This window comes from Streptomyces sp. CoH27 (assembly GCF_020181035.1).
Lineage (GTDB): Bacteria > Actinomycetota > Actinomycetes > Streptomycetales > Streptomycetaceae > Streptomyces > Streptomyces camelliae.
Genome location: NZ_JAIQYY010000052.1, coordinates 1 through 25,821 on the forward strand (window position 1 = coordinate 1; position 25,821 = coordinate 25,821).

Genomic DNA, 25,821 nt, shown 5'->3' on the forward strand with positions numbered 1-25,821 from the left:
CGCCACCTCCTACGAAGCGGCGGTCACACTCGCGTCATTCCTGCTCTGGGCAAGATCCGTTTGAAGACGGACCCTAGTTGAGAGGGGGCCGCAGCCCGGCGATCAGAGCCGGAAGCTTCCGCATGTCGTAGAAGACGACGGTGTCGTGACCTTCGAGGCGTTCGGCCGGGGTAAGTCCACCGGCGTAGCCGAAGACTCGCATGCCGGCGGCGCGGGCAGCGCGGACGCCCGGCTGGCTGTCCTCGACCACCACGCAGGCTTCGGGATCGACGCCCATCTGTTGGGCGGCGTGCAGGAAGAGATCCGGGGCGGGCTTGCCGCGGGAGACTTCGGTGGAACTGAAGATGCGGCCTGCGAAGCGTTCGTAGAGCCCGGTGCGGCCGAGGGTGTGCCGCATCTTGTCGTGGGAGCCGCTGGAGGCGACGCACGTCGGCAGGGTGAGCGCGTCGAGTGCTTCCGGTAAGCCGTCGATGGGGGCAAGCTCGGCGTCGACGGCCTCCCGGTGGAACTCCTCGAACCTCTGCGACCAGACCGCGGCCGTGTCAGGGCCGAGCCGGTCGGCGACCTGCTCGTGGATGGCGGCGTGCGAGCGCCCGATGAACCGGTCAACGACCTCGTTCTCGGTCAGCGGCCAACCCAGCTCGGCCCCGAGGGTGACCTGGACACGAGCGGCGATGCGCTCGCTGTCGATCAGCACGCCGTCGCAGTCGAATATGACGAGTTCAATGGGCTTGATCATCCCCGCAGCATAGGCCTTGCTGTTCACGCTGCGGCGACCTCCTCGCGCTCGATCAGGACGCCGTTTTTGAACGTCGCGCCGGAGCGGACCAGGGCGACGAGGGAGGCTCCGGTGATGGCACGCCAGCGGGCCTGGGCGGACTCGATCAGCTTGAACACCATCGCGAGGGCCGCGGCGGGACTGCCGGCACCGCGGGTGACCTTGGTCCGTAGCTTGACCGTGGAGAACGTGGACTCGATGGGGTTTGTTGTCCGAAGGTGGATCCAGTGCTCTGCCGGGAAGTCGTAGAACGCCAGCAGTTCGCCCCGGTCGTCGGTGATCTTCGCGACGGCCTTGGGCCACTTGACGCCGTAGGTCTTCGCGAAGGCCTCGATCGCCTTCTCAGCGTGGGTGCGGTCCTGGGCGTTGTAGATCTTCTGCATCGCCTTCGTCGCACTGGGCTGCGCAGATTTCGGGAGACAGTTTGCGACATTCCGGGCTTTGTGAACCCAGCAGCGCTGGTGCCGGGCGGCCGGGAACACCTCGGCGAGAGCCTTCCACAGGCCCATCGCTCCGTCACCGATGACCAGTTCGGGATCGCGCATCCCGCGGCGGCGGCAGTCCCGAAGCAGGTCGGCCCACGACTCGGTGGACTCCCGCAGGCCCTCGGCTAGGGCGATGAGCTCCTTGGTGCCGTCCAGCCGCACCCCGAGCAGCACCAACACACAAGAGTGCGCCTGGCCCAGCCTCACCTTGGGGTGCACGCCGTCGGCCCACACGTAGACAAAGTCGCGGTCCGCGAGGTCCCGCTCCTGGAAGGCGGAGTGGTCGTCGGTCCTCTGCCTCGTCAGCCGGGTCACGGTCGCTGGCGACAGCCCGGCTGCCGAGCCGAGGAACTGCTCCAGCGCCGGGACGAAGTCCCCGGACGACAGTCCGTGCAGGTAGAGCAGCGGCAGCACCTCTGAGATCTTCGGGGACTTGCGGCACCACGGGGCAAGGATCTTGGAGGAGAACCGCCTACGTTCGCCAGTGGCCTCGTCGACGCGGCGGTCGTTGACCCGCGGTGCCTGCACCTCGACGGGGCCCGCGGCCGTGACCACGGTGCGGGGCCGGTGGTGGCCGTTGCGGACCACCAGGCGGTGTCCGCGCTCGTCCCTCTCAGCGGCCAACTCGGCTATGTACTGGTTGACTTCGGCCTCCAGCGCGGCGGCCAGCATCCGACGGGCGCCCTCGCGGACGATCTCGTCGATCAGAGAACCGGACTCGATGGAACCCTCGGCGGTGACTGCGCTCAGCATGGGAGAACCTTCCTGACCTGCACTCAACGCGGGTCTGCTCGGTGACTTCTCGATCAATCACCCTGGAAGGTACGCCCGTCGCGTGCTCCCGAGGGGCTGATCCACAAGTCCTGAGCATTGCTCTGAAGCGGCTCGCGGTAGTCGGCATGCTGGGTGTGGCCTCGGCGGCACTGGCGGTATCCCCGGCGTTCGCGAAGGGCGACATCTCGATTCAGGCCCCCCCACACAGTGCATGCTGGCCACGTGGTCAAGGTACGCGGCCAGGGTGACGACGACGCCGAGTGGTACACCATCCTCGCTATACAGGAGCGGTCCGGCAGATCCGGCCACTGGGGCCACTGGCACGCCGTCGCGCGGAGCTTCAACGGCAATGCGCGCGCGAACGTCAAGGCCACCCGCACGGACGAGCTGCAGTTCCGTTCGGTGCTGTACTCGACCGACGCGCACCACCGGCACGTGAAGACCGACCGCATCTCCGCGCCGGTGACCATCCGCGTCGTCCGCTAGCCGACGCAAGAGCACCGCACGCTGATCGACCCCCTTCCCCGGCACGGCCGTGTCGTTCCGGGGGAGGCGGCATTGCTCCCCGCCCGCCCCGTCCGCACTGGCTCGATGAAGAACACCCGTGTACGACACCTCGGCGTACGACCCCGCGCCCTCCACCCCAGCCAGTACAGCCATGCGACGCCCTCAGCGCGCTCAGTGCGTCGCACTGAGAGGTATGGCGAGCCGGACGAGATCCCGACCCCCGCCCGTCCTACCTGCTCCTCCAACCGTGTCGCTGATCTCTTGGGTGTTTCCGTGTCTCCGCCGGGGTCTGGCTTCTACGGTGTCGGTTCACCGGTGTCGGCGATGGCAGGGAGGGGCGGAGAGTGAGGGGCAGCAAGTCGTGCTTCGAGGCGCTTGGGGCGCTGCGCGAGCGTGAGGTGAAGGCCGCTTGGGGTTGGGTACTGTCCAGCGATGTGCTGCCGCAGCACCAGCAGGCGGTGGAGACTGCTGCCGGGCAGGGGCTGGCGGAAGTAGCCGATCGGGAGATGCGTGCGGAGCTGTCCGCGCTTGAGGGCCACCCGATCCTGTGGGCGGCTCGTCTCACCGGGCTCGGTCACGACGTGCTGACCTACGCCGAGGCCAGCCCCGCCCCAGCCCGGCATCGTGCGGAGCCGATGGCGGATGAACAACTGGTGGAGTTGCGGCCGGCGGAGATGGACGCCCTGCGGGTGTATGTCGGTGCCGCGGAGCGGCTGCGGGTGGCGCCGGCGGGGGGTCTGGTGGAGCGGGTGCGCAGAGCGGTGTTCGACGGTCCGGCCAACCGCTGGTCGCTGTGTCTGACCGGGGAGCAGATGGAGTCGGTGGCGTACGCGTTCTACCCGCGCGCGGTGTGCGGGTCGGTCGCCGAGGCGAACCGGTTCGCCCCGGAGTACGACGTCGTCGTGCGCATGGACCGGTCGACGGGCAGCCTCCGGTCGGCCCGGCTTCACTGACCCGGCACCCTCGGGAAGAGGCGGGGTATCGCCCCGAGTGCCGCAGTGGTGGCGCTTCGGCGTCTGCATTCTGTTTTCGGGTCAGAGGCGGGGCGGTCGGCAGGAGAGAGCGGGCAAGTCCCGGGATTGTTTGCCTTGTCGGCACCGCCTTCGTGCTCTTTTCCGGCCTCCCTCTGCGGGGCCGTGGCGGTCCCTGGTGTTTCCATGGCGCCGGGGGCGGCCCAGTCTGTCGGCGTCCAGGGGATCGTCCACTGGGGCTCGGTGGCGTCGAGCCGCTGCTGCGCCTGGGCCGCCCGGGGGTGGTTGATGTGCTCGAAGAGGCGAAGTGCTTCCTGCCAGGCGTGTCGGGCTTCTTCGAAGCGGCCGGCGGTGGCGTGCGTCTCGCCGATGCCGAAGAGTGCGTCGGCGTGAAGGAAGGTGTCGGTGAGGAGAAGGGCGATGTGCTGCTGTTCGCGGTAGAGATCGAATGCGCTGTCGAGGTCCGCGTCTACGAGGTGGAACCAGGCGAGGTTGCCGATGGCCACGGCCTGGCCGCGGCGGTCGTCCAGAGACCGGTAGATCGCGAGCGCCTGACGGGTGTCCGCGACGGCGTGAGTGAGGTGTCCCAGCCGTTGTTGAAGCACGCCCCGGTTCTGCAGCGCTCTCGCGCGGGGCCGGCGCGCGTCCTCGCCTTGGAGCAGGTCGAGGGCCTGGGTGAACAGAGCGACGCCGCGCTCGTTGTTCCCGCGCTGGGCCTGGACCGCGCCGTACTCGACTAGAGTCGTGCCCTCGCGGGTGGGATCGACGACAGTGCGGTAGATCTGCAGTGCCCTCAGGCAGCTGTCTTCTGCTTCGTCGAGGCGGTCCATCCTCCAGTAGACGCTGCCGAGTTCCGACAGCATCAAGGCCTCGGCGGCCTGGTCGCAGGAGGCCCGCGCGGCCGCGAGGGCGAGTTGCTGTACGGCGAGGAAGTCATCGAATTGGTAGCGGACGATGCGGAACTCCGCCTGGACTATGGCGAGTTGCCACACGAGGCGGTGGAGTCCAGCCTGGGCGGCGGATCTCTGAATGGCTGTGAGGTTCTGCCGTTCGTTGTCGAACCACGTCAGGCCTTCGTCGTAGCTGGCGAAACGCACAGGTTTACCGGACCCTTCAGGTGGGAGACCGGCGAGGGGCGGGGTGCCGATGGCGAGTGCCGCGGCGTGCCCGGTGGCCACGGCCCAGGTGGCGAGCCTGGTCCGTGCTCAGCGACCTGCGCGACTCCGGTGCCCTCGAAGACAACGCCGACGTCGTCATCCTCATCCACCGCAACGACGCCTACGAGAAAGAATCACCCCGCGCCGGCGAAGCCGACCTCATCATCGCCAAGCACCGCGATGGGCCCACCGCCGCCATCACGGTTGCCTTCCAGGGCCACTACGCCCGCGTCGTCGACATGGCACAGACCTGACATCACCGTGAGACTAAAGCGTGTTGGGTGCTGCTGCTCAGCGCCTCGTCTCGTACCTGGTCAGGACCACGCCGCCGGGAAACGCCCGCGTCTCCACCAGGTTCAGGTTCACCCAGCTGTCCAGTGCGGTGAAGAACGGCGTGCCGCCGCCCACCAGGACCGGATGGGCGGCGATCGCGTACTCGTCGATCAGCCCGGCGCGCATGGCCGCCCCGGCGAGCGTTGCGCCGCCGATGTTCATCGGGCCGCCGTCCTCGGCCTTGAGCCGGCTGATCTCGGCGATCGCGTCGCCGGTGACCAGGCGGGTGTTCCAGTCGACCTTGTCGATCGTCGAGGAGAACACCACCTTCGGCGTGTCCCGCCAGTTCCGCGCGAACTCGATCTCCGCCGGGGTGGCGTTGGGCTGCTGGTCGCCGGTCGGCCAGTAGGAACTCATCGTCTCCCACAGCTTGCGCCCATACAGCGACAGGCCACTCGCCTGCTCGTGGTCGAGCCACCACTGGAACAGTTCGTCGCTCGGCGGTCCGCTCCAGCCGATGTCATCGCCGGCCGCAGCGATGTAGCCGTCCAGGGTCAGGTTCATGCCGTAGATCAGTTTCCGCATGGCCCAGCCTTCCGTCCGCGGGTGTCCGGCGTATGGACCAGCGCGGCGCGGGAAACTCATCGGTGCGGGATCTGGGCTCGCCGGTAGTCCTCGTACTCGGGGCTCAGCGTGGCGTACTCCGCCGACACGGGCAAGCCGCCTGATCTCGACCTCGCCCTCGCGAGGAAATGCCACGGATTTGAGACTGCCAGGTCACGCAAGATCGGCATGTCACGAGCGGCGAGACCCCACACGAACCTGTTGGGTCTTACGGCTGATGTCGTAATCGCACGAGCCGTGTCGTACCGATGTCGTATACGACATCGCCGTGAGACTAGCGCGTGAGTGGGTGTTGCTGCCCTGGGTGTGTGGTGCTCGTCGAGCTCCGGTTGGACTCGACGCGTTTCCGCGGTCCATCCGTCTGTCATGACGGATCTTGTTGCCGTTCCTCCGTGGGCTAATCAGCCCACTCCATGGCTTGGGCGGCGCACAGAGCCGGCGAGCACGAGATATACGGAGGTACCAGTGAAGGCAATCGTCGCGACGGATCAGGCCGCGGAAGCAGCCGGGATCACACTCGCGGAGCGGCCTGAGCCGATGCCGGCGATCAACGACGTCGTCGTTGAAGTCCATGCGTCGGGCTTCGTCCCCGCGGAGTGGGAGTGGCCCTCGACGTGGGTCGATCGCGCCGGTCGCGATCGAGCCCAGGCGATCATCGGCCACGAGTTCGCCGGAGTGGTCACCTCCCTCGGCTACGGCACGACGGGACTCTCGCTGGGACAGCGGGTGTTCGGGATCACGGACTGGCACCGCGATGGAACCCTGGCCGAGTATGCGGCCGTGGAAGCACGCAACCTGGCGCCGCTTCCGGGCAACGTCGACTTCACGGTGGGCGCGAGCCTGCCGATCTCCGGCCTGACCGCATGGCAAGGCCTGTTCCAGCACGGCCGTCTCCAGGCGGGGCAGAGCGTCCTCGCACACGGCGCCGCCGGCGCAGTCGGGTCCGTGGTGACGCAGCTCGCCCGGGAGTTCGGCGCCTACGTCATCGGTACCGGGCGGGCGGCGGACCGCCAGGCGGCGCTCGACTTCGGCGCGAACGAGTTCCTCGACCTCGACGACGAGGATCTCGAAGACATCGGCGGGGTCGACGTGGTCTTCGATGTAATCGGCGCTGACATCCAGAGGCGCTCGGCGAGCATCATCCGGCCTGGCGGGACGCTGGTGTCGGTGGTCGGACCTGTTGAGGCTCGCCCTGCCGACGGCTTGGCGGTCGACTTCGTCGTCGAGTCCGTTCCGAGTCAGCTGGTGGAGATCGTCGACCGGGTGCGGGACGGGCGCCTTCGCACGCACATCGGAACCGTCGCGACCCTCGACGACGCCGTCCCTGCGCTCAACCCGACCGAGCGGCGCAAGGGCAAGACCGTCATTCGAGTGCGCCCCTGAGCGCCCTGGAATGGGCCAACAGCAGTGGTGGGCTGGACGACCGCCGGTGATCTCGTCGGGGGCGTTCACCGAGCAGATTCCGGGGCTGACCAGACCGCATGCCCGATACACCCCACTTGCGCGACGCGCTCACCTCCATCGCGCTCTTCCTGGCCGGACGCCCCGGGGCCAGGCTGGCCGCCGCGTTGAAGATCCGGGTCGCCAAGGACACGCTCCTCAACCTTCTGCGCGCGATACCCGACCCACCTGACAAGGCGTGCGGGTCCTGGGGATCGACGACTTCGCCCTGCTCAAGGGCAACACCTATGCCACCCTCCTGGTCGACCTGGAGGCCCGCCGTCCGCTCGACGTCCTTCCCGGCCGGGACGCCGATCCGCTGGCCGACTGGCTACGCGGCCATCCAGAGGTGGCGGTCATCTGCCGCGACAGGGCCGGCGCCTATGCCGAGGGCGCGCGTTCCGGCGCTCCACAGGCACAGCAGGTCGCGGACGCCTGGCATTTGTGGCGGAACCTCGCCGAGGCCGTGGAGAAGACCGTCGGTACTCACTACCCATGTATCCGGGCCGTGTTCGCCACGCCCCCGGTCGCCGAGGAGTCGTCCGCGAAGCCCCTGGCCACCACGGCGCCGCCAGTCGAAGCCGAGCCGTTCGACCCGCCCGACGGCACGCTCGATGTCCTGGGGCAACCGCAGCGGCTGGTCGCCCGCACGACGGAGCGGTACGAAGCGGTACAGCAACGGCTGGCTGCCGGGCTGTCGCTGGCCGCGATCCGCCGCGAACTGCGGCTGGACCACTCGACAGTGCGACGCTTCGCCGGTGCCCAGAGCCTGGACGAGCTCCTGGTCAAGGCCGTCAACCGCACCTCGATCCTGGACCCGCACAAGCCCTACCTGCACCAGCGGTGGAACGAGGGCTGCCACGACATTCCCCAGCTCCACCGCGAACTGCGCGAGCAGGGTTTCACCGGCGACGTCCAGAGCGTGCGCCGCTACTTCCGCCCCTTCAAGAAGCCCCATAGCCCCAGGCCAAAGCACCCTTCGGCGCCGCGTCCCGAACCGCGGCCGGCACCGAAGCCCCGCCGAGTGGTGCGCTGGATCATGACAGACCCCGGACACCTCGCCGACGCCGACGCGGCAGAACTCAAAGAGATCCGAACCGCCTGTCCGCACCTCGACGCCGTCGCACGCCACGTCCGCGACTTCGCCGACATGATGCGTGATCTCCGTGGTGATCAGCTCCCAGCCTGGATGGACCGGGTCACGCAGGACGAACTTCCCGCTCTGCACTCCCTGGTCAACGGCCTACGCCGCGACCTCGACGCCGTCACTGCCGGCCTCAGCAGCCCATGGAGCTCCGGCCAGGTTGAAGGCCATGTCTGCAGAGTCAAGCTCCTCAAGCGCATGGGGTTCGGCCGGGCCAAACTCGACCTGCTCCGCAGACGCATCCTTCACAGCCCATGAACGGGGTCCGTCACAAGATCGCCGGCAGAGCCCGTAATTCCTCACCGGCAGCGTCAGCTTCCCCGCCCGTGTGTTCGATCTGGACGAGTTCGGGTGTGCGCCACGAGGCGCTGAGGAATCGAGTGGGAGGAGGAGCCCACCGCTGGTCATCGCAGTGACCGGTTGAAGCTGGAGGCAGGCTGATCCCCAGGTCGGGGGTGAGGCCGGAAGCAGCCTCGACAACGTAGGGGCGGACCGAGACCACCAGGCGGTCCGTGCCTGCAAGCGAAGACGGAATGGGTGTAAGGAAACAGAACCAGTGGTTGAAGCCCCGTGAGTCGTCAGCGGCCTGCCGAATCTGGTGGATGGGTCGCTTTGCGGTACTGGAGAGCGCTCTGTCCGATGGCCTCTCCTCTCCGACCGCACTTCTGAGTGGTCGGAGGCCCGGACCAAGACTGCGATGTGCGGTCCGCGGTGATGCCGCCGGGGTAGAACTGGGCGCCGAAGCCGTCGTAGAGATCCTCAGTGAACGTGGGAAGCGATCCGGTGTCGCCCTCCCCGTCCGGCAGCCAGCCGGGCGGTGGGCAGGTGCGACGCTCACTGATGGCGCCGGATCGTGGCGGAGTCGCCGTAGTACTTCGAGGTCGGGAAAGCCGGCCGCATGGGGAAGGGCGACAGCGTGATAGCAGTGGTGCTGCTGCCGGGGAGGAGCGTTGTTGAATAGCGACGCGCCGTCGATATCGTGGCCGAGCATTTTCGCGGCCGAGCGACGGGTACTCGAACATCAGCTCAAGCTGCACCGATGGGCAAGGGCCGAGCCGGAACGCCGGTTCGGCGACGTGTTCAACCTGATCTGCGACCGGTCCACCTTGCGGGTGGCCTGGGAGCGGGTGTCGGGCAACCGGGGTGCCAGAACGGCGGGCGTGGACGCGGTGATGCGTCATCACATCGAGGACTACGGGGTGATTCCGTTCCTGGAGGAACTGCGTTCCTCGCTCAAGGACGGATCCTCCACCGCGCTGCCGGTCAAGCAGGCGGTAATACCCAAGAAGGGCGGCAAGGTCCGCTACCTGGGGATCCCCACCTTGCGCGACCGTGTCGCGCAAGGTGGCCCTCAAGCTGGTTCTGGAGCCGATTTTCGAGGTCGATTTCTACCCGTCCAGTTACGGGTATCGGCCTGGCCGTCGGGCTCAGGATGCCATCGCCGAGATCCACCATCTCACCAGCCTCTCCTACGAGTGGGTGGTGGAAGGGGATATCACCGCATGCTTCGACAACGTCGACCATCGCGTCCTGATGGACTTGGTGGGAGAGCGCATCAAGGACCGGAAGGTCCTGTGTCTGGTCCGTGCGTTCCTGCGGGCCGGAGTCGTCGAACTGCACGGTGGCTTTGCGGACAGTCTGAACGGAACTCCGCAGGGCGGGGTCGCCTCACCGTTGTTGGCCAACATCTATCTCTCCGTCCTGGACCGGCACTTCGCCCGGCTCTGGAACGAGGAGATGAGTCCGCGCTGGCGCAGGCAGTACCGGCGCAAGAAGGGACTGCCGAACTTTCGACTGGTGCGTTACGCCGACGACTTCGTCGTGCTCGTGCACGGCACCCGGTCAGACGCGGAAGCGCTGAAGTCGCAGATCGGCGAGCTGCTGGCCAACAAGCTGAAGATGACCCTCTCGGCCGAGAAGACACACATCACCCATATCGACGACGGCTTCGTCTTCCTGGGCTTTCACATCCAGAGCAAGATCCGGGGCGACGGACGTCGAGTCGTGCTGACGATTCCGGCAAAGCAGGCGCTGGCATCGGTGATGCACAAGATCAAGAGGCTGACGGGGCAGGGAACGACCTTGCTCTCGTTGGCGGAGGTGCTGCGGAAGGTCAATCCGGTCCTGCGGGGCTGGGCAGGCTACTTCCGCTACGGCGCATCCAAGAAGACGTTCTCCTACCTCGGCTGGTACGCGTGGTGGAGAATGCTTCGGTGGATTCGCCGTAAGCACCCTCACCTGACCTGGAAGCAGTTGCGGCGACGTTACTACGGAACGGACCGCATCGCCGAGGACCGCATGGTCCTCTACAACCCGGCGAAGATACGGGTCGAACGCTACCGCTACCGTGGAGCGCAGATCAGCACACCATGGAACATCGACGAGGTCGACCCCGATGGAACGCGATTCCGTCGGACCGACCACGACGGCATGGCCTTCGTCGGCCAGGTCAGCGAACGCCTCACCTGACCCTCTCGGATCACGTGGAGAGCCGGATGCCCGGCCAACGGGCACGTCCGGTTCGGCGGGCGGGGACGGGAAGACCGACACCTGCAAGGGTGCACGGCGTCTCGTCCCCGACCCAACGAGTTCACCGCCCGGCAGGCACGGCCTCCAAGTCGCTGCGGAGGACCCGCTCCTCTGCGTCGGCCAGCCAAAAGAAGATCGGCGGCAGGCTCAGCTCGATCACCGCCAGCGTGATCTGGAACCACTGCGGCCAGCCGTGCACGGCGAGCGAGAGCAGTCGGCCCACGCCGCCCAGCAGGAAGACGCCGGCCAGCCACCGCACCGCCGGAGCTGGGATCGGACGCTGCCGCGCGGCCCAGAGCCAGGCCAGCCCGTAACCGACGAAGCTGGCCCCCATGAACCGGCCCCAGCTGTCGACCGTCGAGCCAGCGTGACCAGCGCCGGGGATCGCCGCGTTGCCGAGTGCCACGTGGAACAGGCCGATCGTCACGCAGGCCCAGCCCATCAGCTGTGTGAGTATGCGCAGAGCCCTGGCCATAATCCCTCCAAGCCGTCTGGGCGGAGCTTAGTTGACATGCGTCTACTACATTGAAGGCGCTAGTAGACGCATGTCAACTACACTTCGTTCGTGCCTACCCGCCAGCGACTCACCCCCGCCGACCGCCGCGCCCAACTCCTCGCCGTCGGCGCACGGCTCTTCGCCGCACACCCGTACGCCGACGTGCTGATGGAGGAGGTCGCCGAAGAGGCCGGTGTCTCCCGGGCCCTGCTTTACCGTCACTTCCCCAGCAAGCGCGCCCTCTTCGCAGCCGTCTACCAGCAGGCGGCGGACCAGCTGCTTGCCGAGACGCGACTCGACCCCGCCGACTCCCTGGTCGAACAGCTCATCCAGGGTATGGACGTTCATCTCGACTACTTCGTGGCGAACCGCAACGCCGTTCTCGCCGCGAACCGGGTCCTCGCGGGCGACCCGGTGATCCAGACGATCATGACGAATGAGCTGGACGCGCTCCGTGCGCGGCTGCTGACCGTACTCCCGCTCGCAGACGAGAGCGCCCGCGAAGCCGTGTCGGGCGTCCTGAAAAGCTGGCTGGTCTTCGTCCAGGTCCTCTGCGTCGACTGGCTCACCCACGAGACCTGTACCCGCACCCAGCTGCGCGACATCTGCATCGGCGCGGTCCTCGGCGCCCTCCGGCCGCTGCTCGCCGAGGACCCCGCCTCCGACTGGCCGCCACAAGGGCCCGGCGCGGGTGCCTAGGTGTATTGACCTGAAGCGTTGTTCACGCGGCTGATCGGTGGGTGGCCGCCGAGTGTGGTGTGGCAGCGGTGGTGGTTGTAGATGTGGAGGAAGTCTGCCAGGGTGGCGGTGCGTTCGTCGTTGCTGGCGTAGGGCCGCAGGTAGGCCCACTCATCGAGCAGGGTGCGGTTGAAGCGTTCGACCTTGCCGTTGGTCTGCGGCCGGTAGATGCGCGTGAGCTTGCCGATCGCGCCGAGGTCGGCCAGGGCCTGCCGCCAGGCGAAACTCTTGCGGTAGGGCCATGCGTTGTCCGTCAGGACCCGTTCGATGCGGGCCGCCCTTCGTCATGGCCCTGCCTGCCCTGCTGCTCTTCGCCCTCTTCTCCCTCGTACCGATGGCGATCGTTGTCTGTCTGAGCTTCACCCGCTGGGACGGACTCGGCAGCCCGGCGTGGGCGGGGACCGGCAACTGGCGAGAGGCGCTGACCAATGGCGTCACCCGGCACGCCCTGTGGCTCGCCCTCAAGCTGATGGTGGTCTCCTGGGCGGTGCAGACCCCGCTCAGTCTCCTGCTGGGCGTCTTCGTGGCCGGCAGGCAGCGCTACCGCGCCCTGCTCGCGGTCCTCTACTTCGTCCCGCTGCTGATCTCCACGGCGGCCATCGCCGTCATCTTCAAGAACCTGCTCGACCCCAACTTCGGCCTGGGCGCGGCCCTGAACTTCCCGGTGCTGAACCAGGACTGGCTGGGCGATCCCCAACTCGCCTTCTACGCCGTCGCCTTCGTCATCGCCTGGCAGTTCGTGCCCTTCCACACGCTGCTCTACCAGGCCGGAGCCCGGCAGATCCCGGCCTCCCTGTACGAGGCGGCGTCGATCGACGGCGCGGGCCGGCTCGCCCAGTTCTGGCACATCACCCTGCCGCAGCTGCGCTACACCATCGTCACGTCCTCGACGCTGATGGTCGTCGGCTCGCTCACCTACTTCGACCTCGTCTTCGTGTTCACCGGCGGCGGCCCCGGCTACGCCACCCGCATCCTGCCCCTCGACATGCATATCACCGGTTTCCAGAGCAACCAGATGGGCCTGGCCAGCGCCATCTCCGTCGTGCTCGTCCTGGCAGGACTGCTCCTCTCCCTCGCCCTTCTCCGGTTCTCCGGCTTCAACCGGATGCGCAGCCAGCAGGCAGGAATGTGATGTCCGCGCTCTCCCACGCCCCGTCCACCGAATCCACGGCCCGCCCGGCACCGCCGACCACGGGAAGCACCGGCCGTATGGCCCGCCTGCGCCGCAGCCACCCCCTCGGCGCCCTGGGCGGCCTCGTGTGGCTGCTGATCGTCCTGGTCCCGGTCTACTGGGCCGTCGTCACCAGCCTGCGCACCCGCGAGGGCTTCTTCGACGCCAACCCGCTCGCCCTGCCCACCAGCCCCACCCTGGACAACTACCGCCTCGTCCTGGACAACGGCTTCACCCACTACCTCCTCAACAGCGCCCTGGTCACCCTCGGCGCGACACTGCTGACCCTGGTGGTGTCCTTCCTCGCCGCGTACGCCATCGTCCGCGGCACCAGCCGGGCCCTGCGCTGGGCCTTCAGCGTCTTCCTGCTGGGACTCGCCATCCCTCTCCAGGCCACGATCATCCCGGTGTACTACCTGATCGCCAAGGCGCACATGTACGACACCCTGCTGGCGATCGTGCTGCCCTCGGCGGCGTTCGCCATCCCGCTCACCGTGATCATCCTTGTCAACTTTCTGCGCGACATCCCCGACGAGCTGTACGAATCCATGCGCGCGGACGGCGCAGGGCACTGGCGCATGCTGTGGAACCTGGCCCTGCCGCTGTCACGGCCCGCCCTGATCACCGTCACGATCTACGAGGCCCCGAACGTCTGGAACGGCTTCCTCTTCCCACTGATCCTCACCCAGAGCCCCGACAAACGGGTGCTGCCGCTGTTCGTGTGGAGCTTCCAGGGCGAGTTCACCATCAACACTCCCGCGATCCTGGCCGCGGTGGTCCTGTCCACGCTGCCGATCCTCGCCCTGTACATCCTCGGCCGCCGCCAGCTCATCGGCGGACTCACCGCTGGCTTCGGCAAATGAGAAGGTGACGAGCGCCTACGGCGGTCCAGAAGTCCTGGCAGTCGTTAGCGGACGCCAAGGACCTACGCTCTTCGTCCTGGACGTCGCAGCTTTGGTGATCGCCACAGCTTGTCGGCCGGTCTGAGCCGACCGCCGACGCCAAAGTGAACCCGAGCGGAGCGGGCGGCGTGACGGCCGACCGTTCCGCTCGGGGCAGGGAGCGGGCCTCGTCGACGTACCTCTCGGGAACAGTGGTTGGCCTTGTGGCTCGTCATGGACGTAGTGGTGCGGCACATTCACGTCTACTGGCGATGACCTGACGCAACGACCGGCGGCGGGCACGATGGTGGGACGTCGCCGGTGGCTACGCCCAGCGCATGCCGATTGCTGTCAGTTGCTCGTGCCGTTCGGGGGAGAGGCTGGTGGCCCTGCTGCGCTGGTTGCCGAGTGGACAGCTCAGTCCGGTTGGGCTTTGCGCGGTGGCGGCTGGTTCTTCCTCGGGCCGGCGAACGCTGGCCCGACTTCGACCACCACGAGATCGTGGCTGCCACCCTACTCTTGTGTCCAGTCGGTTGAGCTGGTCAACGATGTGGGGACAGGCGGCTGACTCGCCCGCGGAAGGTCGGCGGGCCTGGGTTGACGGTAGGTCAGGTCGCGGCACGATTTCGGCCGGCGGGATCCGATCACTGGCTGGGCCGCGTCCATCGACCCTTACGTGTCCTGTCCGTTGCCAGGGCCGTCGCACAGCGCGTGGTCGACGAGGTTACTGGCGGCTTGCTCCTGCCGGAGTGCGTTGTCGGGCGAGTTGCCCAGGGCCGTAGACATGGAGACGGTGACGGTGCGGCTGCCGTTGTCGGTGGTGCCGTTCAGGGTGATGTAGCCGCCGTTGCCGCCTTCGTGGCTCCAGTAGTTTCCGCCGCAGGACAGGGGCCGTTCGACCAGGCCGAGGCCATAGCGTCCGTGTGGCCAGAACGCCTGGATCTCCTTGTTGACCGGGACGGTGTCCCGCATCTCGGCCAGCCGTGCCGGGGACAGCAGCTTGCCACCTAGCAGGGCCTTAAAGAAGCGGTTGACGTCTGCAGTGGTGGAGACGTAGCCGCCGGGGTCGGGGAGGATCTGCTCCGTGACGTCGACCCGTTCACCCGAGGGGAAGACCTGGTAGCCGTTGGCGTGCGGACTGCGAAGTGTGGGGGTGTTGCCCGGCAGGTAGGTATGGCCCATGCGGAGGGGTTTCAGGACCCGGCCCTCGACCTCGTGGTGCCATGGGCGGTCTGTGGCCTTCTCGATGATCATGTCGAGCAGGACATAGCTGGTGTTGGAGTAGCTCCATCCCGTGCCGGGCGGGAAGTCGGGGCGGTGCTTCATCGCCAGCGCGACGATCTGTTCGGGTGTGTAGGTGTCGTACCTTCGCTCGTCGTACTCCTGCGGGGTGGTGTAGCCGGGAAGGTCGTCGTCGTGGATGCCGCTGGTGTGCTGGAGGAGCTGGCGGATGGTGATCCGCCGTCCGCCGTTGCCGTTGCCGTCCACCAGACCGGGCAGCCAGTGGTCCACGGTGTCGCCGAGCGACAGCTTGCCCTCGTCGGCCAGTTGTAGGACCACGGTGGCCACGAGCGCCTTGCCGGTGCTGGCCATCCGGAAGTAGCCGTCGGGGGGAACTGGACCGTTCGTGCCCGCCTCGGCGACCCTGCTGGTGGCGATCAGATCACGGCCGGGGCCGGTGGTCACCCGTGCTTGGACGCCGGTGATCCCCAGCGCATCCAGTGCCTTACCGGGCACGAACACCGGTCGAGTGAGCAGGCGAGCGCCCGCGCGCGCTGTACATCCAGAACAAGGCCCAGCGATTCCGACCCAGGAACTCCGGGGTCCAGGTAGGAGAGTTCCGGTTGCGGCTCGCGGGCTTCGGCACGGCCGATCATCCACTGTTCCAGAACGGAGGGGACTCGGCCGACCAGGGCTTCCCTCTCCACGAAGACCTGGGGTCCTCGCAGCGCATCGACTACGACGCCGGCCAGCCAATTCTCCCGGTAGTAGAGCTTCAAATCGAACTCTCGGTACTCGCCCGCCTCGACAACGTCGACGGTCTCGCCCGCGCGACGGCGAAGTCTGTGCCCTTGGGTTTCCCTGGTGACACCACTCAGTGCCTGCGACGTCTCGTCGGGACCCATGCCGAACCCTGCGCTGGTGCTATCAGGTGTCGTTCCGTTGATCTGCGTTGCCCGGCATGAGGTGGGATTCCCAGGCCCAGGCGGTGATCTCGCCGCGGTTGCGGGCTCCGAGTTTGTTCTGGATCGCGGCGAGGTGGCCCTTCACGGTGCTGACGGAGATGAAGAGGGCGGCGGCGATCTCCTGGTTGGTGCGGCCCCGGGCGACGGCGCGGATGACGTCGGTTTCCCGGTCGGTGAGCGGGGGTTCGGGCTGGAGGGCGGGGGAGGTCTTGATGGGGGTGAGGTTGCGAAGCAGGCGCAGGGTGATCGACGGGGAGATCAGGGCGTCCCCGGCGTTGGCAGCCCGCACGGCGGCGGCGAACAGGGTGGGGTCGCCGTCCTTGAGGACGAATCCGAGGGCTCCGGCCTGGAGAGCGCCGTAGACGTATTCGTCGAGTCCGAAGGTGGTGACGATGACGACCCGAAGTGGGTCGGCGATGCCCGGGCCGGCGAGTCCGCGGGTGACGTCGATGCTGTCCAGGCGGGGCATCCGGATGTCGATGAGGCAGACGTCGGGCCGTAGTCGGCGGGCCAGGTCGACGGCCTCGGCACCGTCGCGTGCTTCCGCGACGACGGTGATGTCGGGTTCGTCCTCCAGGATGAGGCGCAGGCTGGTGCGGATCATGGCCTGGTCGTCGGCGACCAGCACGCTGATGCTCATCGGCGGTCTCCGGCTTGCAGGGGCAGGGTGGCCCGTACCGACCAGCCGGTGCCGGGCCGCGGACCGGCGTTGAGCGTACCGCCCAGTGCCTCGATGCGCTCGCGCATGCCGACCAGGCCGTAGCCGCCACGCGGGGAAGCGCGGATGGGGGTGTGCGGCGGAGCATCGTTGCCGATCTCGACGGTGATGTCCGTGCTGTCCTGGGAGATGGTGACGGTGGCCGCACGGGCGCCGCGGGCATGGCGGGCGATGTTGGTCAGGGATTCCTGGACGACCCGGTACACGGTGGTGGTGACCACGGGTGGCCAGGTCGGCGCTGCGGTGGGCAGCCGGAGGTCGACGGACGGTCCGTGCTCTTCGAAACGGCGGACCAGGTCGATGAGTTGCTCCGTTCCCGCGGTGACGGCAGCGCCGTCCTCCGCGTCTCGGAGCAGGGCAACCACCCGTCGCATGGCGTCCATGGCCTCGATGCCCGAGCGTTCGATGTCCGCCAGGGCGTCGCCGAGGAGATCGGGCTGCTTGCGCAGCATGATCTGGGCGGCATGGGAATGCATCACGATGCCGGAAACATGGTGGGCGACGACATCGTGCAACTCCCGAGCCAGGGCCAGGCGTTCGTCTCGCCGCACCGCCTCGACGGCGCTCCGGCGGAGATGCTCCAGGAAGCGGAGGATGAGCCCCGTGCCGAGGCCGGCCAACCAGCCCTGGACGCCCACGTGGAACATGCCGACGGCCTGTGAGGTGGTCACGAGCCGACCGAGCACCGTGACCGCGAGCCCGGCCGCGGCGACCACGGCGGCTCGCCATGGCGGCAGGACCCGAACCGCCGAGCCTGCGAGGACGGTCAGCGCCAGGGACGCGGCAACGCCGGGCTGGCCGGTCATATACCCCATGCCGGCGGCGAGGACGACGGCAGCCGCGACGGACAGGCCGACGACCACGGCGACCAGCTGGTCGCGCTCCCGGAGCAGCGCCGCGACGCACACCACCGCACCGATACCACAGTCGAGCAACCAGCCCCGGCCGCCCGCGTGGGCGGCATGCCAGTAGGCCGTCGCTGCCAGCACCCCCGCGAAGGCGAGCCCGAGCAGGACGTTGGTTCGTCTGGCGGCCAGTGCGACCAGCCGTTCCATCACACTCACAGTGCTCAGGCTACGGAACCGGTCGCGGCCGCTGTACCGGCCAAAAGGACTGCTCCGATCCGCCCGATCAGTACTTTTGGCCGGTACGAGCCCCGGTCGGCGTGAGCAGGCTTGACGGCATGCAACGAGACCTTGACACACCCTGCGGCGACGCGGGCCCCGTACGAGCCGGCAGGTGGACGTGAACCGGTCCACCTGGGCCCGCCTCCGTCTGGAGCTGCGGGTCATCGGCATCGCCCCGCCGATGACGGCACTGGCGGCAACGCTGGGCGGCGCGATCCTGGTGATCGTCATGCACGCCACCGGGGCCAGCGCGGAGCACCTCAACCTCGCCGCCGGCGCGGTCCTGGCGGGCTTCGCCCCGCTCGGCACCGCCGTCGCGGCCTCCTCGATCGTGGGGCGTGATTCCGGCGCCGAGCTGGTGATGACCACCACGGTCTACCGCCGGGTGCTGTTCCTGCGTGTCGGCCTGGTGGTGGTCCCAGCGGCCCTGGTCACGCTGGTGGACGCCGTCGTGTTCCGCGCTTTGAACGCATGGCCCGTGGGGCAGGGCACGGGCGGTTACGTCCTGGTGTGGGCCCCGCCGATGCTCTGGCTGGTCGCACTGGCGATGCTCACCGCGATCGGCCTGCGCAGCTCGGGCGCCGCAAGCGGCCTGATCGGGGGCCTCTGGCTGGCCCAGGAGCTGATGGGGCCCGCCATCCGGGGCAACACGGTGCTGCGGGCGCAGTACCTGTTCATGGGCATCGGGGCCAAGGTCCCGGCGCACGAATGGACCGTCAACCGAATCGCCCTGCCCGCCGTCGGCGTCGTCGCCGGGATCGCGGCCGGCCTGCTACTTGGGCGTCCCGAACGTTTTGTGGGGAGCGATGCCGCATGACCGCCGTCCTTGAGCGAACCGCCGCGCCGACAACGACTCATGGCGGCTGGTGGGCGAAGACCGTCGTGGCCGCCCGCTACGAGTACCTGATGCAGGTGCGCCGCCCGGCAGTCTGGGTGGTCGTGATCGGGCTGATCGGGCTGCGCTGCGCAGCGCTCTTCCCGCCCGGCTTCACCAGCACCACGGACCACGCCACGCTGGTCGCGGACTGGGCGAACAACTTCATCCAGCTGTGCCCGATCGGCGTCGGCGCCGTCCTCGCCGACCGCGTCCGGCGGGAGTCCCGGCTGGATCTGGACGACCTCCTGACCTCGACGCCCACCGGCATCGGCCCGCGCCTGTGGGGCAAGGCCATCGGCGCCGGCGCGGCGACCATCACACCGGTCGCCGTCGCCTGGGTGGGCCTGCTCGGCTACCTGATCGCCCAGCGCGGGGCCGGGGTGATCCCGGTCGGCCTCGCGGCGTTCGCCGCCATCATCCTTCCCGGGCTGGTCTTCATCTCGGCCTGCTCAGTCACCATCCCGCACCTGACCGGGCCCGTGCTGTACCGGATCGGTCTGTTCGGCTACTGGATCTGGGGCAACATGGTCGGCCCGCGCTACGGGATCCCCACCCCCGCCGGCACGCCCTTCGAAGCCATCGGCGAATACCCGTCCGGTGCCTGGTTCCACGGCTTCCTGCTCGACGCCAGGGAGCGGGGAATCAACCCGACCGGCGGCGAGGCCGTCCTCAGCATCGCCTTCCTCCTGCTCATGGCGCTCGCCGCCCTCGTGATTACCCAGCTCGTGCTCACCAAGAGGAGCCCGTCATGACCGCGCCCAACGTGACCATCACCGATCTGACCGTCACCTTCCGGCGCGGCGAGGTCCGCGCCCTCGACGGCATCAATCTCCGCCTGCCCGCGCGCATGGTCGGTCTGCTCGGCCCCAACGGAGCCGGCAAGACCACCTTCATGCGGGTCCTGACCGGGGTGCTGCTGCCGACCTCGGGCATCCTCGCGGTGGACGGCATCGAGCTCACGTCGCGCAGCCAGCGCCGAGAGGTCAAGGCCACCACCGGCTACCTCCCCCAGGAGCTCGGCCTGTACCCGGACTTGACGGCCAGCCAGTTCCTCGACTACATGGCGCTGCTCAAGGGCATCACTGACCGGCGCGCCCGCCGCGCCCGCGTCAAGGAGGTCCTCGAACTGGTCTCGCTCAGCGATGTCGCCAACCGGAAGGTGAAGGGCTACTCGGGCGGCATGAAGCGCCGTGTGGGCATCGCCCAGGCCATCCTGAACGACCCCCGGCTGCTGATCGTCGACGAACCCACCGTGGGGCTGGACCCCGAGAAGCGGCTGCGGTTCCGCAGCCTGCTCGCCAGGCTGGCCGGCGACCGGACGGTGCTGCTCTCCACCCACATCGTCGACGACATCGTGCAGACCTGCCCGAACGTCGTGGTGATCGAGCGCGGGCACGTCGCCTTCCAGGGTGCCATCGGCGACCTCGCCACCCGAGCCGAGGGCATGGTGTGGCACCTCACCCAGCCGGCCACCGCCCCGGTGCCGACGCTGCCCACGGTCAACGTCGCCCCGAGCATCACCGGCACCACCTACCGGGTCATCAGCTCCGGCGCCCCGGCCCCGGACGCGGAGAGCGTCAGTGCCACCGTCGAGGACGGCTACATCGCCCTGATGCACGACACCGCCCTGGAGCGGACCCAGCAGCCCGGCCCCGACCTGCGCGTCGTCTGACCTCCGCCCCACCGACACCCTAGGAGCAGAAGATGCACCCCCAGCCGCTCGCCGCCGTCCTGGCCGCCGCCAACACCACCGGCTTCCACCCCGGCCCCGCCTACTTCGTGTTCTGGGCCCTCGTCATCGCCGCCATCATCGGCGCCCCCATCTACGTCGTCCGCCTGGTGCGCAACCGCCGCCAACGTCGTTGAACACCACCCGAGCACACGGCGGTTGGCGCCTCCCGTGGCGCTCGGGTGGACCTTGCCCTCAGGGGAGGCCTGTTGGTGATGCGAGGCGGCCAACCGACCCCGAACCTAGGCGTCCACGTCCCCGCCCAGCCGCTCATCCTACGCACCCATGTCGCTACTCTTTGGAAACACTCCAGGTCAGAACAACCTCGTTGTGCATATCTACTGGCACCACTCGAACATGACCCTGGAGACTACGGCAGCGCCACAGACCCATGGTCCTCCGGACAGGCCCTCGATAGTTGTCACCGGCGAAGCCGAGAGGCTGGCAAAGGAGCCGGGCTGAAGCAGCCTGGTTGCCACATGGGAGGCAGGCGGCATGTCACAGCCGCCCACTCAGCAATCGTTCTGTCATCCGGTCGAAGCGTGAGGCACGACGGGCTCCGGGCGGGTCGGGATCTTGCGGATGCCCCAGCCGTCGGCCACGCTGGCGGGATGGGGGGAACCATGGCGGAGGGCGGCGCGGGCGCTGTGGTGGACGGTGCTGTGCGCGCTGGGGGCAGCCGTCCCGGCGGGGGTCTCGCTGCTGTCGCTGCGGTTCATGCTGGACTTGTGGCGCGGGGGGCACCCCATTGTGGCCGCCCTGTTCGCGATCGGTCTGCAGGTCCTCATGCTCATCGCCGGGGCCGTGCTGTTCTCGGACACCTCGCGGCACCGCGTTGCTGGCTGGGCCGGGGTTGTTCTCCTCTCCGTCGGCTACTGGGGCACGGGCAGTCTCGGTGGCCACGACGCCGACCAGCAGGCCATCCACGACCGCGGGGTGACAGGCGTGGGCGTAGTCACCAAAACCAGGGACGACGACATGGCCCAGGTCCGTCTCGGCGACGGCACGACGATCAACGTTTCCGGTGACGGCCCGGGGGTCGGCAGCACCGTGGAGGTCATTTACGACCCGCTGCACAGGGTCGATGCGCTGTTCGGCCCGCGGCCGGCCGCACCTGGGGGACGAGTGCCGAAGGTGTTCCTCGCGGTGATGATCGCCGGAAGTGTCGTGATCGCGAGCAGTGTCGCGGGGAGGTTCGGCGAAGCTCTCGACCCGAGAAGACTGCGCCGCCGGCACGCGCTAGTAGTCGACGATGCGCCCGTCGACAAGGCGCCGCCCGAGGTCGAGGCGTGACGCGCGACGGGCTCCGGGTGGGCCGGGATCTTGCGGATGTGCCAGGCGACGGTCACTCTGGCGGGATGGGGGGCATCTTGGCGCGGAGGGCGGCGCGGGCGCTGCTGTGGTCGGTGTGGTGCGCCCTGGCGGCAGCTGTTCCGTTGGGGATTTCGCTGCTGGCGCTGCGGTTCGTGCTGTTCGTCTGGCACGAGGGCTACCACCCTCTCGACATCTTTCTCATATTCGGCTGCATGCCGGTCTATCTCGGCCTGCCTTGGCGGATGTTTCGGTATGCCAAGCAGCATCGGGTCAACCAGATCGGTAAATGGAAGGCTGTGGTCTGCTTCGTCGGCGTTGTTGTCGTGTTCAGCGGCTTGTTCATTGGCGTCATGTCTGGCGCGTGGGCGGACGACCAGCAGACGCTGCACGACCGAGGGGTGACGAGCACGGGCGTGATCACGAAGGCCGAGGTCGACAGGGGCGACAGCGGCAGCATCCGAGGAGTCGACACCGATGTCCGTCTCGGCGACGGCAAGACGATCAACGTCCTTGCCGACGTCGACGAAAACCCACAAGTCGGCCGCACCGTGCAGGTCACGTTCGATCCTCTGGGAAGGGCTGAGCCCCGGCTCGGATCCCGACCGCCCGCACCCGGCACACTGAGCGAAAAGGTGCCCCTCGCGATACTGATCGTCGGCCACACCATGACAGCGAGCAGTATCGCGGCACCGCTCGGTGAAGCCCTCGACCCGCGAAGACTGCGCCGTCGGCGAGCCCCAGCCGACGAAACGCCTGTCGATAAAACGCCGTCCTACGGGTTGGAACCCGACTCCTGAGGGGGAAGCCGACCCGCGCGATCAGCGTCGGGTGCGGCCCTGGCGGAGACTTTGCTGTGCAGCTGTCGCCCTCGTACGCGGTCCTGCCCATGCCACAGCACTCGCTTCGAACAACTGTCCGCCGTGTCCGTGTATGCGCGGCGGTCGCGGTCTCGGTTCTGGAGCATCTCACCGCGGGGAGAGAACGCCCCGGCCCTGCCGATCCTGCGGGGCTGAGCCGTCCAGGGAAGTGCCCCGGATCGACATGAGGACCATCAGGGCGCAGCCGCAGACAATGCCCGAATCGGCGAGGTTGAACACCGCGAAGTGCTCGACGGAGATGAAGTCGACGACGTGCCCGCGAAAGACCGCGGGCGCCCGGAAGATCCGGTCAGTCAGATTGCCGAGCAAGCCCCCGAGTAGCAGGCCCAGGGCGACAGCCCAGGGAAGGCTCTGAAGCTTACGCGCGGCACGGGTGATGACCACGACAACCGCGACCGCAATCGCCGTGAACACGGCAGTGAAGGTCTGGCCACTGCTGAAAGCCGCACCCGAGTTACGGAACACCTGCAGCGTAAGCACGTGGCCCGCTATGGCAACGGGCTCTTGGCCTTCCAACCGCGAGACAGCCACAAGCTTGCTGCCGAGATCCAAGGCATAGGTGAGAACGGCCGCCGTCAGCAGAGCGGTCAGAGCCAGGGCGCGCTTGCCAACAGCACGCGTCGCGGTCTCGGACTGGGATTGCGAGGCATGGTGGGTAGTAATGATCCGCTCCATGGATGCCGAGCCGCCCTGGACAACACCACATTAGTCCTGCGCGCCTTGCTCGTTTAGGCGAACCTCGAAGTCAACCGCTGACAAACGATCTGCTCCGCAGACTGCCGCCGACGACCAGCGTAAGTACCCCTCACACCAGCCCTTTTACCGGCGGATTCAAGTTGGCGAGGGTTCATTGAAGCTGCGCCATCTTGAAGTAGCTGGTCAGGGTGCTGGTGTGGCGCCGGTTCGGGGTGCTCGTGCTGGTCGTGGGCGGCTGTCTGGGTGTAGATCATCCGGCAACGGCGTCGAGGTTCGTCAGCACGAGGAGGGCGCGCAGGAGGTGGGTGGCGCGGGCGGGGTCGGTGCGTAGTTTGGTGAGGATCCGCCAGTTCTTCAGGTGGGCGAAGCCGTGCTCGACCGGGGCGCGTCCGGCAGCGAGGATGCAGTTGGCCTGTCTCTCGGCGGGGGTGAGCTTGCGGGCGCGGGTGGCTTTGAAGCCGGTGACGACCACGGGGGCATCCGCGTCGTCGTCCAGGCCGAGAAAGCCGAGGTCGGCCAGGGCGCCGAGGCCGACGGCGCGCAAGTGCGTCAGGATGTGGTCGCGGCGGGCGGCGGTGATGTCGTGGGTACGGCCGGGTCGGGCGGCCGATATACAGATCAGGCGGCCCTTTTCGTCGGTCAGGGCGAGGGCATGCAGGCCGTGGCGGTGGTGCTTTCCGGAGTAGTTCGGACGGTTCGCCTTCCCGGTGCGGCGCTGGGTGGGGATGAAGGTGCCGTCGATCAAGACGACCTCACCGTCCTGCTGGCGATCTTCTTCAGGGCGCGGTCCAGGCGCGGGGCCTGGGCGGCGAGCAGAGCGATCAGCTCATCGCGCCAGCGGCGAACTGTGGTGGGGGAGATGTCATTGCCGCCGGCCATGTCGGCCAGCCGCTGGTCGTGCCGGAGCACGGCCAGGACGATGGTCGCGATCCTCCCGGGCGGCAGCATCCGCCATCTGGAGCGTATGGCCTTGAGATGGCGCCGCAGCAGGTTGGCGAGGTAGTTCAGGGTGCGCGTGGACAGCGGCAGGCGGCACTGGTAGACCAGGGACACGGTGTCCCCGGCGTGCTCTTTGGTTTTCGACACACAATTCCAACAGTCGCTGGGGGCACCTCGGTTCTGGCCGGTTAATGCGGCTTCCTGACGCCACTTGACGCTGCTTCCGGTGCTACTTGAGCGCGGTCACCTGCGCATAATCCTGCGCGAAGCGGGTGAGCAGCCGGGCCAGCGTGTCCCGGTCACGTGAGGGCCAGCCTGCTGTCGCCTCGGCGATGATCCGGCGTCGGAAGCTTCGAACTGCCGCGAGGACATCGGCGCCATCGTCGGTGAGGACGAGCAGGGAGCGACGCCCGTCGCGCTGGTCGGCTTCGCGCCGAAGCAGCCCCGCGTCCAGCGCCTGAGCCGCCAGCCGGCTGGCCCGCGGCTGATCTACGGCGAGCTCCCCGGCGGCCTCGGTGACGGTGGGCGCGATGCAAGCCGCCTCGACCGCGTCCAGGAGTTCAAACACTGCGTCGGGCAGCGCGGCATATGGGCCGGTGCGTTCCCCTCGCCGCTCTGACAGACGGGCCAGCGCGCGCCGCTTCTGCGCCCGACGCAGTCCGGTCAGGGCGCGCTCCACAAGGTCCTCGGGCGCCTTCGCTTTGCCCTCCACGAGTCCTCCATGCATAGTAAAAGGCAATCACATGTGATTCTACATGCATCTCGTTGAAGGGATTCTGATGGACGCGCCCAAGCCGATCGGCTACTGGCTCAAGCACCTGCACAACCTGCTGGAGACCCAGTTCGAGACCACCCTGACCGACCTAGGTCTCGGCCGCCGCCACTGGCAGGTCCTCAACACCCTCAGCCGTGGCAAACGGACGCCACACGAGTTGCGCGAGGCGCTGGCCCCCTTTTGGGCGGAGGGCGCACTGGACCTGGGCGAAGTACTCGACAACCTGACCGAGCGCGGTTGGAGCCGCACCGAGGGCGACGCACTGGCTCTGACCGAAGCGGGCCGCACCGCTCACGCCAAGGCCGCAGCCCGTATCGACGAGACTCGGGCGACTGTGCTCGACGGCCTGACCGCGGAGCAGTACGCGGAGACGGTGCGGATCCTGTCCGTCATGACACGCAACGTGGAGACGGCCCTCGCCGCCCGTGATGACTCGCGTGAAAGTGTCTCAAGCAGCTCGCGTGAAGATGTCCAGGCGGAAAGCCGATGCGACCTGCGGTGATGTGGAGGTGATGTCGCTTATGAGGGTGGACACTTAGGGTCCGTCTTCAAACGGATCTTGCCCAGAGCAGGAATGAGGCGAGAGAGACCGCTGCCTCGTAGGAGGTGGCGGT

At 68.0% G+C, this 25,821-nt stretch carries 29 protein-coding genes and 2 pseudogenes; 16 read left to right on the plus strand and 15 right to left on the minus strand.

The window, feature by feature from the left end:
* Positions 1–73: 73 nt before the first annotated feature.
* Positions 74–739 (minus strand): HAD family phosphatase, encoded by a 666-nt coding sequence (locus LE548_RS42695; protein WP_225102468.1) that lies wholly within the window; start codon positions 737–739, stop codon positions 74–76.
* Between the two features lie 23 nt (positions 740–762).
* On the minus strand, positions 763–2,016 hold the full coding sequence (locus LE548_RS42700; RefSeq protein WP_225102441.1) for an IS256 family transposase: 1,254 nt from the start codon (positions 2,014–2,016) through the stop codon (positions 763–765).
* A gap of 243 nt (positions 2,017–2,259) precedes the next feature.
* Between LE548_RS42700 and LE548_RS42705 the strand changes: the two genes are divergently transcribed.
* Both LE548_RS42705 and LE548_RS42710 read left to right on the plus strand, forming a co-directional pair.
* Complete coding sequence (locus LE548_RS42705; protein ID WP_225102442.1) at positions 2,260–2,523, plus strand: hypothetical protein; 264 nt, start codon at positions 2,260–2,262, stop codon at positions 2,521–2,523.
* 365 nt (positions 2,524–2,888) lie between these two features.
* Positions 2,889–3,497: a DUF6417 family protein gene (locus LE548_RS42710; RefSeq protein WP_225102443.1), complete on the plus strand. Its 609-nt coding sequence runs from the start codon at positions 2,889–2,891 to the stop codon at positions 3,495–3,497.
* Here LE548_RS42710 and LE548_RS42715 read toward each other — a convergent pair.
* On the minus strand, positions 3,491–4,612 hold the full coding sequence (locus LE548_RS42715) for a tetratricopeptide repeat protein (protein ID WP_225102444.1): 1,122 nt from the start codon (positions 4,610–4,612) through the stop codon (positions 3,491–3,493). The genes LE548_RS42710 and LE548_RS42715 overlap by 7 nt on opposite strands.
* A 107-nt stretch (positions 4,613–4,719) precedes the next feature.
* Between LE548_RS42715 and LE548_RS42720 the strand changes: the two are divergent.
* A pseudogene (locus LE548_RS42720) lies at positions 4,720–4,926 on the plus strand (DnaB-like helicase C-terminal domain-containing protein); the annotation flags it as partial.
* A gap of 37 nt (positions 4,927–4,963) precedes the next feature.
* Here LE548_RS42720 and LE548_RS42725 read toward each other — a convergent pair.
* Entirely contained in the window at positions 4,964–5,530 is a 567-nt protein-coding gene (locus LE548_RS42725; RefSeq protein WP_225102445.1) for a dihydrofolate reductase family protein, read from the minus strand.
* Positions 5,531–6,034: 504 nt separating this feature from the next.
* Between LE548_RS42725 and LE548_RS42730 the strand changes: the two genes are divergently transcribed.
* The 3 genes from LE548_RS42730 (at position 6,035) to LE548_RS42740 (ending at position 10,622) form a co-directional block, all read left to right on the plus strand.
* The gene (locus LE548_RS42730) at positions 6,035–6,952 is read left to right on the plus strand and encodes an NADP-dependent oxidoreductase (RefSeq protein WP_225102446.1); all 918 of its coding nucleotides are present in this window, start codon (positions 6,035–6,037) and stop codon (positions 6,950–6,952) included.
* Between the two features lie 256 nt (positions 6,953–7,208).
* Positions 7,209–8,411, plus strand: coding sequence for a transposase (locus tag LE548_RS42735; protein WP_225102447.1), 1,203 nt, complete (start codon positions 7,209–7,211; stop codon positions 8,409–8,411).
* Positions 8,412–9,485: 1,074 nt separating this feature from the next.
* Positions 9,486–10,622: a reverse transcriptase domain-containing protein gene (locus LE548_RS42740; protein ID WP_225102448.1), complete on the plus strand. Its 1,137-nt coding sequence runs from the start codon at positions 9,486–9,488 to the stop codon at positions 10,620–10,622.
* A gap of 121 nt (positions 10,623–10,743) precedes the next feature.
* On the opposite strand, the gene LE548_RS42745 is transcribed toward LE548_RS42740, so the two are convergent.
* Positions 10,744–11,157, minus strand: coding sequence for a DUF4345 domain-containing protein (locus LE548_RS42745; protein WP_225102449.1), 414 nt, complete (start codon positions 11,155–11,157; stop codon positions 10,744–10,746).
* 90 nt (positions 11,158–11,247) lie between these two features.
* Between LE548_RS42745 and LE548_RS42750 the strand changes: the two genes are divergently transcribed.
* Positions 11,248–11,877: a TetR/AcrR family transcriptional regulator gene (locus LE548_RS42750; RefSeq protein WP_225102450.1), complete on the plus strand. Its 630-nt coding sequence runs from the start codon at positions 11,248–11,250 to the stop codon at positions 11,875–11,877.
* On the opposite strand, the pseudogene LE548_RS42755 reads toward LE548_RS42750, so the two are convergent.
* Positions 11,874–12,185, minus strand: a pseudogene (locus LE548_RS42755) (integrase core domain-containing protein); the annotation flags it as partial. The gene LE548_RS42750 and the pseudogene LE548_RS42755 overlap by 4 nt on opposite strands.
* Between LE548_RS42755 and LE548_RS42760 the strand changes: the two are divergent.
* The gene (locus tag LE548_RS42760) at positions 12,158–13,048 is read left to right on the plus strand and encodes a carbohydrate ABC transporter permease (RefSeq protein WP_374116258.1); all 891 of its coding nucleotides are present in this window, start codon (positions 12,158–12,160) and stop codon (positions 13,046–13,048) included. The pseudogene LE548_RS42755 and the gene LE548_RS42760 overlap by 28 nt on opposite strands.
* Positions 13,048–13,950, plus strand: a complete 903-nt coding sequence (locus tag LE548_RS42765; protein ID WP_225102452.1) for a carbohydrate ABC transporter permease — start codon at positions 13,048–13,050, stop codon at positions 13,948–13,950. The genes LE548_RS42760 and LE548_RS42765 overlap by 1 nt, the downstream gene beginning before the upstream one ends.
* A gap of 690 nt (positions 13,951–14,640) precedes the next feature.
* Here the strand turns inward: LE548_RS42765 and LE548_RS42770 are convergent.
* The 4 genes from LE548_RS42770 to LE548_RS42785 are packed head-to-tail and all read right to left on the minus strand — an operon-like array spanning position 14,641 to position 17,927.
* Positions 14,641–15,711, minus strand: a complete 1,071-nt coding sequence (locus LE548_RS42770; RefSeq protein ID WP_225102453.1) for a serine hydrolase — start codon at positions 15,709–15,711, stop codon at positions 14,641–14,643.
* Positions 15,651–16,094: a hypothetical protein gene (locus tag LE548_RS42775; protein ID WP_225102454.1), complete on the minus strand. Its 444-nt coding sequence runs from the start codon at positions 16,092–16,094 to the stop codon at positions 15,651–15,653. Before LE548_RS42775 ends, LE548_RS42770 begins: the two co-directional genes overlap by 61 nt.
* Before the next feature lie 22 nt (positions 16,095–16,116).
* Entirely contained in the window at positions 16,117–16,794 is a 678-nt protein-coding gene (locus LE548_RS42780; protein WP_225102455.1) for a response regulator transcription factor, read from the minus strand.
* Complete coding sequence (locus tag LE548_RS42785) at positions 16,791–17,927, minus strand: sensor histidine kinase (protein WP_225102469.1); 1,137 nt, start codon at positions 17,925–17,927, stop codon at positions 16,791–16,793. The genes LE548_RS42780 and LE548_RS42785 overlap by 4 nt, the downstream gene beginning before the upstream one ends.
* Before the next feature lie 184 nt (positions 17,928–18,111).
* On the opposite strand from LE548_RS42785, the gene LE548_RS42790 reads away from it, so the two are divergent.
* The 4 genes from LE548_RS42790 to LE548_RS42805 are packed head-to-tail and all read left to right on the plus strand — an operon-like array spanning position 18,112 to position 20,742.
* A complete protein-coding gene (locus LE548_RS42790; RefSeq protein ID WP_225102456.1) occupies positions 18,112–18,816 on the plus strand; it encodes a hypothetical protein in 705 nt (234 codons plus the stop codon).
* Positions 18,813–19,628: a hypothetical protein gene (locus LE548_RS42795; protein WP_225102457.1), complete on the plus strand. Its 816-nt coding sequence runs from the start codon at positions 18,813–18,815 to the stop codon at positions 19,626–19,628. Before LE548_RS42790 ends, LE548_RS42795 begins: the two co-directional genes overlap by 4 nt.
* Complete coding sequence (locus tag LE548_RS42800) at positions 19,625–20,548, plus strand: ABC transporter ATP-binding protein (protein WP_225102458.1); 924 nt, start codon at positions 19,625–19,627, stop codon at positions 20,546–20,548. The genes LE548_RS42795 and LE548_RS42800 overlap by 4 nt, the downstream gene beginning before the upstream one ends.
* Before the next feature lie 32 nt (positions 20,549–20,580).
* Complete coding sequence (locus LE548_RS42805) at positions 20,581–20,742, plus strand: hypothetical protein (protein WP_225102459.1); 162 nt, start codon at positions 20,581–20,583, stop codon at positions 20,740–20,742.
* A 390-nt stretch (positions 20,743–21,132) separates the two neighbouring features.
* Here LE548_RS42805 and LE548_RS42810 read toward each other — a convergent pair whose 3' ends face one another.
* Positions 21,133–21,324, minus strand: a complete 192-nt coding sequence (locus LE548_RS42810; protein WP_225102460.1) for a hypothetical protein — start codon at positions 21,322–21,324, stop codon at positions 21,133–21,135.
* Positions 21,325–21,355: 31 nt separating this feature from the next.
* Here LE548_RS42810 and LE548_RS42815 point away from each other — a divergent pair, with 31 nt between their 5' ends.
* Positions 21,356–21,898, plus strand: coding sequence for a hypothetical protein (locus LE548_RS42815; protein ID WP_225102461.1), 543 nt, complete (start codon positions 21,356–21,358; stop codon positions 21,896–21,898).
* Positions 21,895–22,716 carry a hypothetical protein gene (locus tag LE548_RS42820; protein WP_225102462.1) on the plus strand — a complete coding sequence of 274 codons (822 nt, stop codon included), beginning with the start codon at positions 21,895–21,897 and terminating at the stop codon, positions 22,714–22,716. The genes LE548_RS42815 and LE548_RS42820 overlap by 4 nt, the downstream gene beginning before the upstream one ends.
* Positions 22,717–22,884: 168 nt before the next feature.
* Here the strand turns inward: LE548_RS42820 and lspA are convergent, their stop codons facing one another.
* From lspA to LE548_RS42840, 4 genes are all read right to left on the minus strand, one after another.
* Positions 22,885–23,472: a signal peptidase II gene (gene lspA / locus LE548_RS42825; RefSeq protein ID WP_225102463.1), complete on the minus strand. Its 588-nt coding sequence runs from the start codon at positions 23,470–23,472 to the stop codon at positions 22,885–22,887.
* Between the two features lie 271 nt (positions 23,473–23,743).
* A complete protein-coding gene (locus tag LE548_RS42830; protein ID WP_225102464.1) occupies positions 23,744–24,238 on the minus strand; it encodes a transposase family protein in 495 nt (164 codons plus the stop codon).
* Positions 24,235–24,579, minus strand: coding sequence for a hypothetical protein (locus LE548_RS42835; RefSeq protein ID WP_225102465.1), 345 nt, complete (start codon positions 24,577–24,579; stop codon positions 24,235–24,237). Before LE548_RS42835 ends, LE548_RS42830 begins: the two co-directional genes overlap by 4 nt.
* 82 nt (positions 24,580–24,661) lie before the next feature.
* Positions 24,662–25,144, minus strand: coding sequence for a MarR family winged helix-turn-helix transcriptional regulator (locus LE548_RS42840; protein ID WP_225102466.1), 483 nt, complete (start codon positions 25,142–25,144; stop codon positions 24,662–24,664).
* Between the two features lie 67 nt (positions 25,145–25,211).
* On the opposite strand from LE548_RS42840, the gene LE548_RS42845 reads away from it, so the two are divergent.
* Complete coding sequence (locus LE548_RS42845; RefSeq protein WP_225102467.1) at positions 25,212–25,709, plus strand: MarR family winged helix-turn-helix transcriptional regulator; 498 nt, start codon at positions 25,212–25,214, stop codon at positions 25,707–25,709.
* Positions 25,710–25,821 lie beyond the last annotated feature (112 nt).